Genomic DNA, 13,914 nt, shown 5'->3' with positions numbered 1-13,914 from the left:
TCGTGGGTGCGCGCTGGTGCAAGGGATCAGTCGGTGACGATGACCAGGGGGCCGACGGCCCTGACGATGACGCGGGCACAGTCGCCCGGCATGTAGGTCATCGGGACCTCGGTCACCGTGGTGATGCGCAGCTTCTTCGGATCGGCGCCGGCCCGGATCGCCGCCTCGCGGGCGAACTCCTTGGCCTGCTCGAGGCACTGCTCACGGCTGGACTGGCTGTAGACGAAGTTGCGGTCGACGGTTCCGGACGCCTCGGCGATGGCGGCACCGATGGCGTTGGCCACGCCGGCGTGCTCGAGCCGCACCACCTCGCTGACGCCTTCGATGCTGTCGGGGACCAGGTGGGCGCCGCCGCCCACGGCGACGAGCGGAATGTCGGCCCGGGATGCCTTGATGCGGTCGGTGAGAACGTGCATGCTCTTGTCGACCCAGGCCACGGCCGCCTTTCGGACGTTGGCCGGTACCAGCTCGTCAACCGCGTGGTCGCCGAGCTTGATCCGGCCCTCGGCCACCGACACGTCCGTCAGAGTCAGCGTGTCGCCGCCGAACGCCAGCCCTCGTTCCGTCAGGAGATACCCGACACTGTCGGGACCGATAGTGAGCTCGGGGTCCGTGCGGACGAGGCTGCCACCGCCGAGGCCGATCGAGATGAGGTCGGGCATGCGGAAGTTGGTCCGGACGCCCCCGATCTCCACGTTGTGGGCAGACGTCCGCGGGAAGCCGTCGACGAGCAGGCCGACGTCGGTCGACGTCCCGCCGACGTCCATGACGATCGCGTCGGACAGGCGCGAGAGGTAGGCCGCTCCGCGCATGGAGTTGGTCGGCCCCGAGCCCACCGTCAGGATCGGCCGCCGCACCGCCTCCTCGGCGCCGAGCAGGGTGCCGTCGTTCTGGGTGAGGTAGATCTCCGCGGTCAGATCGAGCTCGCTCAGGATGCGGACGAGACCTTCGACGATCTCCCGGCCGATGGAGTGCAGGGCGGCGTTGAGGACGGCGGTGTTCTCGCGTTCGATGATGCCGGTGCCGGCGACCTCGCTGCCGAGGGTGATGGGGACGGCTTGGCCGACGGCCTCCGCCACGATCTGCGCAGCCCATTCTTCGTGCTGCGGTCGCACGGGCGCACCTACGGCGGTCAGCGCGATGGCGTCCACGCCGGTGCGGCAGGCGTATGCGAAATCCCGGACGGCGTCCTCGTCGAGCGGCATGAATTCGGTGCCGTCGTACTCGTGGCCGCCGCGCACCACCGCGACCGGACCACGCACGGCGTCGGCGAGCTCTTTCGGCCAGCCCGACAGCGGCGAGATCGCCAACGTGGCCGGTGCCCCGATGCGGAGGATGCCGACTCGGCCGAGTCCGCGTCGACGGATCAGCGCGTTCAGCGCATGCGTCGTACCCAGCATGACCTGGCGCACGGCGGATCGATCCAGGCCGTCCAGTACGCCGCGGACGGCCTGGCCGATGCCGAGATGGACCTCAGCGGTGGTGGCGGTCTTGTGCCACGCCAGCACGGTTCCGTGATCATCGATGGCGGCGGCATCGGTGTGGGTGCCGCCGACATCGAGGCCGATCCGGATGGTGGTCATGCGTTGCCTCCGAAGGGCACGTAGTCGATGTCGTAGCCGAAGGTCCGCGGCCCGGACAGTTCGATGCCGGCCGGTGTGCGCCACAGGTCGTGTGCCGGCATGCCGATGACGTGCAGGCGCTGGCCGTAGGCCAGCGATTCGGTCGTCATGGGGATGCCGGTCTCGACGTCGAGGAAGGTGATCAGGTCGGGGGTGGTGATGATCGCCTCACCGTCCTCAAAGGCGATCAGGTTCTCGTTCTGGATGTCGACGCGCATCGTCCGCTTGGGATCGCCGAGGTGCTCGAGTGTGACGGTCCCCTTGGTCCACCCTCCGGACACGCGGCGCTCGATGTCGGCGACCTTGCCGGTGAACAGGATCTGCGCGTCGGCGAACCGCAGAAGCTGGTCATAGGCATCCGGCTCGCCCCGTTGGATCGCGCTGACGTGCCGGCCTAGCTCGAGCGCGTAGGAGAGCGAGTGCTGGATCCCGTACTCAAGGCATTGCTTCGCGGTCACGGCGTAGGCGCTCATCACGCCGAACATGCCCATCGCGACCACGGTGGAGCGGGCGAAGCTCTCGGCCGCCGTATTGTCGACCGTCTCCGCGAGGACCGTGTTGCCCTTGGCGTCGACGAGGATGCATGGAGAGGCAGGGATGCCGGCGAGGGTGAACACGGTCATCTCCAGGCGCGGGAACGCGCGGCGCATGGAGTCCGCATCCACGCACGGCAGGCCCAGCCGCGCGGCGACTACGAGCGGAAACAGCGTGTTCACGCCGCCGACCTCCATCGGCAGGATGGCGACCCCTCGCCGGTCGAGATGCCGCTCCAGAAGGGTCAGCGCGCGCTCGGCCTCGGCCCCGTTGAGCAGCTTCTCGGCGAAGCCGACACCGGCGCCGATGACCGCGATGGGCAGAAGCAGCCCCTCGGGATCGAGATCAGCAGCGTCCACGACCCGAACCGGGCCGTTCTGATCGATCGCCTCGTGGAGCATGATCTTGGCCAGCGACGCGTCGCCGCCGCCGCCGGTGCCGACGACGTAGGACCCGAGTGCCAGGTCATCGACGTCGTCGTGATCGATGTGAAACACGTGTTCCTCCTCGGCTGTCCGGAGATCAGGCAATCACGTGCGCTGGCTCACGTCAGTGGTCAGCCTGCCCTGAGAGCCGGGGGCCGCCGGGCGAAGTGCCCACCTTGCTGGGCGCTCAGGTGCCGGAATCCTGACCAAGCCCTGTGCCGCGGGTCGCCAGGTGGGCCACGAGCCGCTCGTCGGGCCGGCTGAGATCCAGCGGCAGGAGCGCCCGAATGCGGGTCAGGCGTTGGATCACCGTGTTGCGGTGGATGCCCAGCACGACCGCGCTCGTAGTCGCCGAGGACTCGTGGTCGAGGTAGCACCGCAGCGTGTGCACCAGTTCGCCAGACGGATCGGCTTCCAGCAAGGGGGCGAGGAACTGCTCCGCCGTCTCGCGCACAGGCTCGGAGTTGTACCAACTCGTCATCAGCCGGCGGACATTCATCGCATCGACGTGCTCGACCGCTGCCGGGGTCTCGGAGGTCCTGGCCAGCAGGCATCCGTTGCGTGCCTCCCTGAGGGAAAGGTCGATACCCGCGGTGCCCGAATGCGGCCGGCCCACGCCCGCGCTCAACCGAACGTTCGGGTGACCCCGACCGGCTTCCAGCAGCGCTCGGCGGACCCGGCGGGTGAGGTCGAGCGTCTCTGTCGCATGGGGCTCGGCCTCCTGCGTCACCCAGAACACCCATCCGTCAGGTTTCTCCACCATGGTCGTCGGGATCCCTTGCCGGGCGAGTGCGCTCTCGACGTCCGGGATCACCTGCGGGGACAGTCGGGCGTTGCGGTGATGTGCCACCGACACCTGCACCGCCATGTGCCAACCTGAGAGGCGCCAGTTCAGGGTGGCTGCTCGCTCGATGGTGTCGCGCCGAGGCGAGTCGGACTCCTCAATGATCTTGCTGAGGAGCAGTGCCCGCTCTCGGTTCTCTCGTTCGGCTGCCAGTGCCGTCCTCGAGAACTGCGCGCCGAATGCGAGCGACGCGACCGTCAGGACCTGCCGGACGACCCGCGTGTCCATGGTGGAGGAGATCGGTACCCGCGCGGCGAGCCAGAGGTCCGCCGCTGTCCGCCACGGTGGCAGGGCCGGCTGCAGATGGACGGTGTCCCCGTCGGCCGCTGATACGTCACGCGTGATCGGCTGGTCACGCGAACACACGCGCTCGATCTCGCCCGGGTCTGCCCCCCTGAGCGCGTTATCCTCCCCGCCGAGCACCCGACCCGCGGCGTTGATCACAGCGACTGGCCCACCCAGCGCCGCGCGCAACCCCCGTAGAAGCTCCGCCTCGTCGTTGTGGGAGGCGCCGATCCGATCGATGAGATTCCGCAGCGATCTCATCGCCTCCATCTCGGGTGCCCGGATGAAGGCATCGAGATCGGTGGTGAGACGGTGCGGATCCAGTTCGGGCACCGCGATCAACGGAACGCGGAACTTGTCGGCGAGGCGCACCGTAGCCATCGGCAGCCGCCCGGGCGGCTGCTCGGCAACGATCCCGGCGGCATCGCTGCTCCTGGCCAACCGGAGGGCGATGTCCGCTTGGGGCTCTTCCAGAGGCAGGTGCTCCCGCGGAAACACCACCAGCGCACCAGGCGGGGTGTTCTCGAGTTGATGGACATCGGTCGCGCCGACGACGGTGGCGACCACATCGCCGAGCCCCGCCGCCCCTCCGAGCAGGACGTGCGGAGGGAAGAAGTCGAGCGCGAGGACCTGCGTCAGGTCGAGCCCACTGCCCCGCACAGACATGAGACGCTCCTCGTCATCGGCCGACGGGCCGAGGCCCGGGGGGCGCAAAAAACACCGTCGGTGGACATCATGCACCGTCTGCGGTGTGCGGTCTTGCAGAGTGCCCAGTCGCTTGCCCCGGACGAGGAGAAACGGGTCTCCGTCGCAGTCAGTTCCGAGCGTCACCGAGGTCCGGGCGGAGCTGGATCTGCCCAAGGACGAGGCTTGCGCGTCCGCGAGCGGCTCACTCTTGCAGTGCCGGCTACAGCTCGAGGAGCAGTCGGGAGCATCCGGCCCGGGAGACGCAGATGAACATGGTGTCGTTGGCCGCTTGCTCTGCTGGCGTCAACAGCGAGTCCCGATGGTCCACCACGCCCTCCAAGACAGGTGTCTCGCACGTGCCGCACGTTCCTTCCAGGCAGGAGGCGGTCACGAAGACACCGGCCTCCTCGATGACCTGCAGAACGGACTTGTCGGGCGGCACGGTGAGGGACAAGCCGCTCTGGCTCAGTTCAACCTCGAACGAGCCATTCAACACGGGCTCGCCGATGTCCTTCGGGGCGAACCTCTCGACGTGCAGCGACCCCTCGGGCCATGTCGCGCAGTGCCTCTCCACCGCCGCGAGCAAGGGCTCGGGACCGCAGCAGTAGACGGACGTATCTGGCCGTGGCTCCTGGAGTATGCGGTCGAGCTCGATGTGACCGACCTCGTCTTGTGAATACACCGTGACCCGATTGCCAGCGAGCTCCTCGAGCGATTCGAGAAAGGCCATGGAACGCCGACTGCGGCCGCCGTAGTGCAGTTCCCATTCCGCCCCGGCCGCCTCGGCGGCGTTGATCATAGGGAGGACCGGGGTGATGCCGATACCTCCGGCGATGAAGAGGTAACGAGGCGAGGCCACGAAAGGGAAGTGGTTCCGCAAACCTCGGATGTCGACATCGGCGCCTTCGTGCAACATCTCATGGATGTGCTGGGACCCGCCGCGGCTCTCGGGTTCACGCAGAACGCCGATGCGCCACGCCGTCCGGTCGGCCGGGTCCCCACACAGCGAGTACTGACGGGCCGAGCCGTCCGGCAGCCGGAGATCGATGTGGGCGCCCGGAGACCAGCCTGGCAGGTCGGCGCCCACCGGGTCACGCAACTCGAGGATGACAACGCCCTCCGAGCCGACGGCTCGCCGGGCGACTCGTAGCCGCAGATCGACCTCGTCGTGAGTGCTGGGCACGATAGAACTCCGTTCGTGGGCCGCGAAGTCCGCGGACGATCTCACCGTTCACCGACGCGTACGCCCCGAAGGCGTCGGACTTGGGCGGCCAGTCGGATGATGGATCCAACCCCCCTCGCCGCCTCATCGACGTCTTGATGTCGCGAAAGCGCAGGGTCTTGTTTGCTTCCCAACGGGAAGGGAAGCACGGGTCTCTGCTCGAGTCAGTGGGCAATGCGCCCCATCTAGGCTCAGGTGACGGGCGAAGTGCCCATTGAGTATCGGCGTAGGTCGAACGGGCGGTCCCAGGGCGATTTGTTCCCGCATTGCCGACCCGAAGCGACGTGGCTCGCGATCGATCCGATACGGACGCGGCATGCCGTCTCTCGACAGTCATTCTGCACGGCGGCCAAGGCTCGACTGTGCAGACTGCCTCTTGTTGGGCGATCGCCCTGCTGGTCAAATCGTCCACGTGGTCTACATCACGCCCCGTGCGGGATGTGCGTCGCAGTCGAAGACGGGCCGTGAGCTGGGAGGTGGTCACGATGCTGCGTGTCATACATATATCGAAGGCGTACGGCGACACCCGCGCCCCGCGCGTTGTCAGCCTCGGAGTCGGGCGAGGCGCTCGCCGTGCTGGGGGAGAACGGCGCCGGCAAGTCGACCCTGCTGAAGAGCCTGACCGGTGCGGTCCATCCCGACCGGGGCGCGCTCGAGCGGGACGGGGAACAGCTCAGGCTACGGTCGCCACGCCCTGCGGGCCGGCTTGGTCCTGATCCCGCAAGAGTTCGCATATGTCCTGCAGCGCTCGGTGGCCGAGAACATCCTGCTCGGACGGCCCATCTCGTCCCGCCGGGATGGTGACGCAGCGTGCCCCGCGCGAACACGAACGCCCCTTCGCGGAAGAACTGGGCATCGGCGAGCTGCTCTCCGCGCCGGTGAGCAGTCTGTCCCCGGCCGAGGCACAGCTGGTCGAGATAGTGAAGCCGCTTGCGCGCGAAGCGCGGGTACTGCTGCTTGATGAACCCACCGCTGTCCTGTCCCGGACGGCAAGTCATACCCATCGCGGATGTAGCCGCCACCCCTACCCTGATCCATCCAGTAGCCCGGAGGAACCGTGCGAACAGTCATCCGCGGTGGTCGGGTGGTCGACCCGGCCACAGGGACCGACCAGATCGCCGATGTCGTCATCGACAATGATGTGATCACGGCGGTCATCGATGAGCATCCCGCCGACGACACGGAGCGGGAGATCGACGCGCGCGGCCTTGTCGTCGGCCCGGGCCTGATCGACCTGCACAGTCACGCCCAATCCATCCAGGGCCAGCGGTTGCAAGCGATGGATGGAGTCACCACTTCGCTTGACCTGGAGGCAGGCCTGTCGCCGGTCGACCGGGCATACGCCAAGGCGGCGGCGGAGGGGCGCCCCCTGCACTACGGATTCTCCGCGTCCTGGTCGGCGGCCCGTGGCTGGGCGCTGACAGCGCGTAAACCGGACGCAACGATCGGGAGCACCTTCGCTCTGATCGGAGACCCCCGCTGGCAGCGCGCATCGTCGCCGGGCGAGCTCAATGCATGGTTGCGTCTCCTCGAGCGCGAGCTCGCCTCAGGGGCCCTCGGCATCGGCGTCCTCCAGGGCTACGCACCGGCCACACCACCCGAGGAGTTCATCCAGGTGGCGGCGCTGGCCAGCCGCAGCGGGGTCCCCGTGTTCAGCCACGTCCGTGAACTCGTCGAGATCGACCCGGCGACCCCGGTGGACGGCCCAACGGAGCTCGTCCGGGCCGCCTTGGAGACCGGTGCCGCTCTGCACCACTGCCACGTCAACGCGACCTCACGCCGGCACGTCGACCGGGTGCTGGCCACACTGGACGCGGCAACGGCCGCCGGGGCCCGGGTCACCGTGGAGTCCTACCCCTACGGCTCGGGCAGCACCGCTGTCGGAGCCGCATTCCTCGCACCCGACCGGCTGACCGCCTGGGGGCTGCAGCCCACGCGTGTGGTGATGCTGAGTTCGGGCGAGCGGGTGGCCGACGCCCGGCGCCTGGCAGAGCTCCGCGAGGTGGATCCTGCCGCGCCCTGCATCGTGGAGTTCCTCGACGAACGCGATCCCGGAGACCGGCACATTCTTGACCGCGCCCTCGCCTTTGACGATTCGATCGTCGCCAGCGACGCCATCCCGCTCGCTACGCCGGCGGGCGCTGACGACCCGTACGCCTGGCCGCCGCCATCAGGGACCATGACCCATCCGCGGACGGCAGGCACGTTCGCCAAGACGCTACGAACAATGGTGCGTGAGACAGGCGCCTGGAGCTGGCACGAGGCGTTCCGGCGCTGCTCGTGGCTGCCTGCGCAGCTTCTCGCGGACTTCGTCCCGGGTGCGGAGCGCAAGGGCAGGCTGGCCCCCGGGGCCGACGCCGATCTGGTCATCCTCGACCCAGTGGCTGTGACTGACAACGCGACATACCTCGACCCCATCCGGCCGTCCACCGGTGTCCGTCATCTGCTGGTAGCCGGTACGCCGCTTGTCAGGGGCGGAGAGCTCCAGCTCGACGTCCTGCCCGGCCGGCCGCTGCGCCGAGGGTCGCCTTGATCTCCGAACGGGTTCCCGCGTCACGAGTCGCAGAGCTCTCCACCACCCAGACCCCAAGGAGCGAACCACGAACAAGCCCAGACATTCGATGGCCGTCGCCATCGGCGCGACGCCCGCGTTGTGTACAGCCTGTCCTTCAGGCGGAGCTAACGACTCCGCCGCGGGTCCCAAAGCATCACGACCGGCTTCGGTGCGCTCATCAACTCCGCGCCCATCCTCGCGCAGGTGGGTACCGGACTGACCAAGGTGGCGCAGCGTGACGACTCGACGGTGGACACCTTCGACAACAAGTTCGACGCGGCCACCGCGATGAGCAACACCCGGTTGATGATCCAACAGAAGGCCGACGTCATCGCGCAATGGGCCCCGCAGGCCGCGGCCGACACGGTGGGCCGGCTCATCAAGCAGTCAAAGACTTTGTGCATCGCTGTCAATCTCATGATCCCAGCCAAGGAGAATTGCGTTGACTCACATCCCCTCACAGCCGCTGCCGCGCACGCGGCTGTCCCTGCTCGATCCCCCCAGCGACTACTCACGCCTTCGTGAAGAGGCGCCGGTGAGCCGCCTGGCATTGCCAGACGGAGATGAGGGGTGGCTGGTCAGCCGGTACGACGATGTTGCCGCCGTGCTGACCAACCCCGCCTTCACCGTGGAGCGACGGGGCTTCAACAACGCCGTCAGCACTGAGCGGATCACCGACGAGGAGTTGTGGGATGCCGGGATCGCCCCCACCTCGATGGCCATGGACCCGCCAGACCACACGCGCTACCGGGGCATGCTCCAGGGACAGTTCACCGTGCGGCGTATGAGGTCGCTGCTGCCGCAGATTGAAGCGCTCGTGGAGGAGTGCCTTGATGCAATGGAGTCGCAGGGGCCGCCGGTTGACCTGATGGAGGAGTTCGCCTTCGCCATCCCCGCCATCGTGATCTGTGACCTCCTGGGCATTCCCCCGGCGGACCGGGCAGAGTTCAAGTCCCGTATCGAGACCCTGAACCTCGACATCCCGAAAAGCGAGAAGCTCGGCGCGATCAGGTTCCTCGGGATGTACATGCGGGGGCTCGTCGAGGAGAAGCGCCGTAACCCGGACGATGCCCTGATCAGCGGTCTCATCCAGGCCGTCCCCGAGGACGGCGTGCCGCTGAAGGTCGAGGAGATCCTGGGACTCGGGAACCTGCTGCTGATCGCCGGCCACGAGACCACGGCCAACATGATCGGTCTCGGCACGCTGGCGCTGCTGACGCATCCCGACCAGTGGGCTTCGGTCCGGGACCACCCGGAGTCAATCGACCGTACGGTCGAAGAGCTGTTGCGCTACGTGTCGATCGTTGAGTTCGGCCTGCTGCGCGTCGCAGCGGAGGACACCAAGGTCGGCGGACAGCCGGTGGCCGCAGGGGAGAAGATCATTGTGTCGCTGGCCTCTGCGGACCGGGACCCGGCGCACTTCGAGTCGCCGGACACCTTGGACCTGAATCGCGGCTCCGTCCGGCACCTCGGCTTCGGCTACGGTGCCTTTCAGTGCCTGGGGCAGCAACTGGCCCGGTTGGAGCTGCGGGTCGCGCTGTCAAGGCTGGCGCAGCGGTTCCCGAACCTCACGTTGGCGACGGATGTCGACGAGTTGCGGGCGCGTCCGGACTCGACAATCTACGGCGTCGACAAGCTCTTGGTCAGCTGGTGACGGACATGCTCCGTGTTGGTACATCGAAGAAATCTCGAAGAGAATCAAGAGGAGTCTGACCATGGCCGTCGCGTCTGACGAGCTCGTCGAGGTGGCACGGGACTATCTGATTGCGTTCACCAACCGGGACGCCGACACCGTCGAGCGGCTTTCCTTCGCCGAGAACGGGGTCCTTGCGTTCTCGATAGCCATCCCGCCTGGGGTCCACGACTCGCTGAGGGACTTCCTCGCCCGCATGCGCGAGGTCCCGCAGACCGCTCAGCGCATCGAGTCGCAGCCCACAGGGATCATGCATAACGACTTCGCCTGGCTGGTGGACTTCCCCAAGTTCACGGTTCCGGACGGCCGCGTCGTCAGCGCACGATTCTCCGTTGTCCTGCAGCGGTTCGGGGATTTTTGGAAGGTCGTCCATTCGCACCTCTCCATCGGCGGGGAAGTGATGGCTGCCGCCGAGTGACCTGACCTCTGCAGCCACACGACATCCCCGCGTGGCCGACGTCCCTGCATGTCTGCCACGCAGGCCGCAACTGCCCCTGCTGGGCGTCTTCGGCCGGGCCGGGCATTGAACTCGTCCTGGTACGGCCACTGCCTATCATCCCGCGGCTTCCCGATGCTCGTCGGCCTCTATCTGCAGGGCCGTCTGGACCTGCACGCCTTTGTCGCCGAGACCACCGTCCTGGACGACGCCGGAGAGCGATTCGAGCGCACGCGTCACGGCGAGGTCCTTCGGTCGGCGGCCGATGTCCCAGATGCCGCCGTCCAGCGGGAACGTTCCGAGGTGACGAGCCGTTCGAACCGGGCTTGCCATGGCCGAGACGTCCTCGTGCAGGCGGATGCCGAGCCCGGGACGGCTCTCCATCAGCCGGCACACGGCAGAAGCGGCGAGCGAGGCGGCGCCGCCCGTCGTCGTACCCACGGCCAGCGCCTCGTCGTGGCCGGTGGCCAGGTCCCGGATCCGGCGTTCGGCCCGGGCCAGTTCACGGTCGATGGTCCTGGCGTGCTCGCACAACGCACGGCCGTACGCGGTGGGGACGCCGGGCCTTGACCCCTGATCTTGGACACACGAGACACTGGATCCTGAGGATCTCAGAACGGACATCTCGTGGTCATGAAGCATTACCCGCCGCAGTTCAAGGCGGACGCGGTCGCGCTGTACCAGTCGCGACCCGAGGCGACGATCCGGCAGGTCGCTGCCGATCTGGGCATCAACCCGGAAACCCTGCGGAACTGGGTTCGGGCGGCCGGTGCGAGCCGGCCGCGGGGACGCCGTGCGGAGACACCCGCCGAGCCGCCCACACCGCTGGAGGCGGAGAACGCCGCGCTGCGCAAGAAGGTCCGTGAGCTGGAGGAAGAACGCGAGATCCTGCGGAAGGCTGCGAAGTATTTCGCCGGGGAGACGCGCTGGTGAACCGCTTCCAGTTCGTCGCTGACCACCAGCGCCGCTACGGCGTTAAGCGGCTATGCACCATCCTCGGCATCGCCCGCTCGAGCTTCTACTACTGGCGCAGGACAGCGGCCGTGCGAGCGGCCCGCCAGGCCGCCGACGCGAAGCTCGCTGCCCGGATACGCACGGTTCATCGGGCCTCGGACGACACCTGGGGCGTTCCCAGGATCACCGCCGAACTCCGGGAGAACGGCGAGGTGGTGAATCACAAGCGCGTCGCCCGGATCATGCAGACGATCGGGCTGGTCGGGCTCCGCCTGCGGCGCAGGCACCGCACCACCGTCCCCGACCCGGTCGCGGCGAAGGTCCCGGACCTGATCGGCCGCGACTTCACTGCGGGCCAGGCGAACACGAAGTACGTCGGCGACATCACCTACCTTCCCCTGGCCGGCGGGAAGGCCCGCTATCTCGCGACCGTGATCAACCTCGCCTCGCGGCGCCTGACGGGGTGGGCGGTCGCCGACCACATGCGGGCCGACCTCGTCATCGACGCCCTGCATGCGGCCGAACGGACCCGCGGCAGCCTCGCCGGCGCCGTCTTCCACAGCGATCACGGGGCCCAGTACTGCAGCCGGGCCTTCGCCGACGCCTGCCGCGAAGCGGGCGTCACCTAGTCCATGAGCGCGATCGGCTCCAGCGCGACGGACTCGCGGCGGGTGATCTCGTCCTGGCAGAGGACCTGGAGGAAGTCGAGGTGTCCGAGCTCGCCGCCCTGGGCCTGGGTGAGGCGGGCATCGAGGGTCTCGAGCATGCCGGACAGCTGCAGGATCTTGAGCGAGTCGCGCAGGGCGGTGGTCATCACGCTCACCGGTCGGCCTCCTCGGTGCCGGCGTCGGCGTGTCCCTGGTCGTCGCGGAGGCCGTCGGAGATCTGGGTGGGGACGGCGGTGGCGAACAGGCCCTCGGGCCCGTGCAGGAAGGCTGAGGCTCCGGCGTCGCCGGTCTCTGGTTCCGGGTCGGTCTCGGTGCCGGCGACCAGGATGCCCTTGACGGTCCGGTAGGACGGATCGCCGACGGTGATCGCCTTGCGGCAGGCGGCTTCGAGTCTGGTGTCGCCGTACTTCTTGCGCAGTCCGAGAACCCCCTGGGCAGCCCGGAGCCGGTAGAGGGCGTTGACCTCCAGGAGTTGGTCGATCACCTGACGGCAGGCGTCTCCGACCTGCGATGCCTGGCCGCGGCACCAGATCGGCGTCCGCATCTGAAAAGCGATCTTCTCGGGCGGATAGTCGCTCTTGTCGGTGCGTTTTACCTGCTGGAGCGCCGCATGAGTCTTGACCAGCTCTCTCTCGTGGAACACCTGCACCATCGTGGCGGTGGAGCGGACGTCGACCTTGCGGCCGATCAGCTTCCAGGGCACCGAGTAGAGAGTGCGGCCGACCTTGACGTGGATGTCCGGGCCGACCGTCGCCGTCGACCAGCGGGCCAGCACGAACGGCGCATCGGGCAGCGGCAGCAGCACCGGCGCCTCGACCAAATCGAACACCGACAGCGGAGCGGCGCCGCCCAGCGGGCGACACTGTCGCTGACCTGCGACGTTCTTGGACCAGAGCAGAGCCTCGGCCTGCATGTGCTCCAGTGAGGTGAACGTCCGCCCGCGCCAGTAGGAGTCTCGGACGTAGGGCATGGGCCGCTCGACTCTGGGCTTGTCCTTCGGCTTCAGAGCGCGAGCTGGATCCACCAACGCCCCGTAGTAGAACGCGAGTTCGGCATACGACTTGTTAGTCTTCGGGTCATAGAGGTCAGGCTTGTCGACGCCGGTCTTGAGATTGTCCGGGACCAGCCGCCGCGGGACACCTCCGATATGCGGGTCTCGATGTCAAGCCGCCGACCACGCTGAGGGCAAGCTTCATGAGAACAATTGTGTCGAGGAGTCCGGCTGGGTCGATCTAGGGTCGGCGCCATGGTCTCCATCAAGCTCTTCGACTCCGAGCGCCGCGTCATCGAGGCTGCGGAACGGCTCGCAGTTTCCCTCGGAAGCGACCCGAACCACACCGTGGCCGCAGCGGCGATGGACACGGCCGGCAGGATCCATGAGGCGGTCAACGTCTACCACTTCACCGGCGGACCGTGCGCCGAGCTCGTCGTGCTCGGTGCCGCCGCAGCAGCGGGAGCCGGCCCGCTCGTCACAATCGCCGCCGCGGGAGATCGGGGTCGCGGCCTGATCCCGCCGTGCGGCCGCTGCCGGCAAGCGCTTCTCGACCTCCATCCCGACGTCTTCGTCGCCGTACCGACAGACGACGGACCGGCACTGCGCCCGATCCGGAGGCTTCTGCCGGATACCTACTTCTATCCCGATGCGGATGCGCGTCGAATTGTTCGGTTCAACAAGCGCTACTACGAAGACATCGCCACCGCACGGAAGACCTCCACCGTCCGCTATGAAGATCCGATCGCGCCAGGTCCCGCGATCTTCCTCTTCGAGGAAGACGAAGCCCCCCGCACGTTGGAGGGCACCGTCACCAGCGTCGAACGCTACCGGCTCGATCGCCTAACCGCCGAACAGGCTCGGCTCGATGGCTTCACGAGCATCGACCAGCTCAAGAAGGGCCTCCAGGTCCACTATCCCGGCCTGCCTTCTGATGCCGAAGTCGAATTTGTGACGTTTACGGTCGAAGCGCCTGACGCCGTGGAGTGATGCAGCGTG

General features: G+C 67.7%; 12 protein-coding genes and 2 pseudogenes. 9 read left to right on the top strand and 5 right to left on the bottom strand.

Features of this window, described 5'->3' with window-relative positions:
• Positions 1-26: 26 nt before the first annotated feature.
• The 4 genes from ACFCZF_RS27855 to ACFCZF_RS27840 all read right to left on the bottom strand — a co-directional run bounded on the left by ACFCZF_RS27855 (position 27) and on the right by ACFCZF_RS27840 (position 5,580).
• Entirely contained in the window at positions 27-1,583 is a 1,557-nt protein-coding gene (locus ACFCZF_RS27855; protein ID WP_376673949.1) for a hydantoinase/oxoprolinase family protein, read from the bottom strand.
• Positions 1,580-2,653 (bottom strand): DUF917 domain-containing protein, encoded by a 1,074-nt coding sequence (locus ACFCZF_RS27850; protein WP_376673948.1) that lies wholly within the window; start codon positions 2,651-2,653, stop codon positions 1,580-1,582. Before ACFCZF_RS27850 ends, ACFCZF_RS27855 begins: the two co-directional genes overlap by 4 nt.
• A gap of 115 nt (positions 2,654-2,768) precedes the next feature.
• Positions 2,769-4,376, bottom strand: coding sequence for a helix-turn-helix domain-containing protein (locus ACFCZF_RS27845; protein ID WP_376673947.1), 1,608 nt, complete (start codon positions 4,374-4,376; stop codon positions 2,769-2,771).
• Positions 4,377-4,617: 241 nt separating this feature from the next.
• Entirely contained in the window at positions 4,618-5,580 is a 963-nt protein-coding gene (locus ACFCZF_RS27840; RefSeq protein WP_376673946.1) for a PDR/VanB family oxidoreductase, read from the bottom strand.
• A 531-nt stretch (positions 5,581-6,111) separates the two neighbouring features.
• Between ACFCZF_RS27840 and ACFCZF_RS27835 the strand changes: the two genes are divergently transcribed.
• The 8 genes and pseudogenes from ACFCZF_RS27835 to ACFCZF_RS27800 form a co-directional block, all read left to right on the top strand.
• Positions 6,112-6,423, top strand: a complete 312-nt coding sequence (locus tag ACFCZF_RS27835) for an ATP-binding cassette domain-containing protein (RefSeq protein WP_376673945.1) — start codon at positions 6,112-6,114, stop codon at positions 6,421-6,423.
• Positions 6,354-6,764, top strand: a complete 411-nt coding sequence (locus ACFCZF_RS27830; protein ID WP_376673944.1) for an ATP-binding cassette domain-containing protein — start codon at positions 6,354-6,356, stop codon at positions 6,762-6,764. Before ACFCZF_RS27835 ends, ACFCZF_RS27830 begins: the two co-directional genes overlap by 70 nt.
• Positions 6,677-8,152, top strand: a complete 1,476-nt coding sequence (locus ACFCZF_RS27825; protein ID WP_376673943.1) for an amidohydrolase family protein — start codon at positions 6,677-6,679, stop codon at positions 8,150-8,152. Before ACFCZF_RS27830 ends, ACFCZF_RS27825 begins: the two co-directional genes overlap by 88 nt.
• Positions 8,153-8,377: 225 nt before the next feature.
• Entirely contained in the window at positions 8,378-8,698 is a 321-nt protein-coding gene (locus ACFCZF_RS27820; RefSeq protein WP_376673942.1) for a hypothetical protein, read from the top strand.
• 10 nt (positions 8,699-8,708) lie between these two features.
• On the top strand, positions 8,709-9,827 hold the full coding sequence (locus ACFCZF_RS27815; RefSeq protein WP_376673941.1) for a cytochrome P450: 1,119 nt from the start codon (positions 8,709-8,711) through the stop codon (positions 9,825-9,827).
• Positions 9,828-9,888: 61 nt separating this feature from the next.
• A complete protein-coding gene (locus tag ACFCZF_RS27810) occupies positions 9,889-10,284 on the top strand; it encodes a nuclear transport factor 2 family protein (protein ID WP_376673940.1) in 396 nt (131 codons plus the stop codon).
• A 67-nt stretch (positions 10,285-10,351) separates the two neighbouring features.
• Positions 10,352-10,560, top strand: a pseudogene (locus tag ACFCZF_RS27805) (S-(hydroxymethyl)mycothiol dehydrogenase); the annotation flags it as partial.
• 369 nt (positions 10,561-10,929) lie between these two features.
• Positions 10,930-12,080: pseudogene (locus ACFCZF_RS27800) on the top strand (IS3 family transposase); the annotation flags it as partial.
• Here the strand turns inward: ACFCZF_RS27800 and ACFCZF_RS27795 are convergent.
• Positions 12,076-12,837, bottom strand: coding sequence for a hypothetical protein (locus tag ACFCZF_RS27795; RefSeq protein ID WP_376673992.1), 762 nt, complete (start codon positions 12,835-12,837; stop codon positions 12,076-12,078). The pseudogene ACFCZF_RS27800 and the gene ACFCZF_RS27795 overlap by 5 nt on opposite strands.
• Before the next feature lie 333 nt (positions 12,838-13,170).
• Here ACFCZF_RS27795 and ACFCZF_RS27790 point away from each other — a divergent pair, with 333 nt between their 5' ends.
• Positions 13,171-13,905, top strand: coding sequence for an ASCH domain-containing protein (locus ACFCZF_RS27790; protein ID WP_376673939.1), 735 nt, complete (start codon positions 13,171-13,173; stop codon positions 13,903-13,905).
• Positions 13,906-13,914: the final 9 nt, after the last annotated feature.

The organism is Streptomyces sp. NPDC056296 (genome assembly GCF_042268605.1).
Classification (GTDB): domain Bacteria; phylum Actinomycetota; class Actinomycetes; order Streptomycetales; family Streptomycetaceae; genus Streptomyces.
This window is presented reverse-complemented; position numbering and strand designations above follow the sequence as displayed.

Bases quoted from the DNA above. Each gene is read 5' to 3' on its own strand.
- ACFCZF_RS27795 (WP_376673992.1), bottom strand. From the start codon at position 12,837: ATGCAGGCCGAGGCTCTGCTCTGGTCCAAGAACGTCGCAGGTCAGCGA.
- ACFCZF_RS27855 (WP_376673949.1), bottom strand. From the start codon at position 1,583: ATGACCACCATCCGGATCGGCCTCGATGTCGGCGGCACCCACACCGAT.
- ACFCZF_RS27830 (WP_376673944.1), top strand. From the start codon at position 6,354: ATGTCCTGCAGCGCTCGGTGGCCGAGAACATCCTGCTCGGACGGCCCA.
- ACFCZF_RS27845 (WP_376673947.1), bottom strand. From the start codon at position 4,376: ATGTCTGTGCGGGGCAGTGGGCTCGACCTGACGCAGGTCCTCGCGCTC.
- ACFCZF_RS27790 (WP_376673939.1), top strand. From the start codon at position 13,171: ATGGTCTCCATCAAGCTCTTCGACTCCGAGCGCCGCGTCATCGAGGCT.
- ACFCZF_RS27810 (WP_376673940.1), top strand. From the start codon at position 9,889: ATGGCCGTCGCGTCTGACGAGCTCGTCGAGGTGGCACGGGACTATCTG.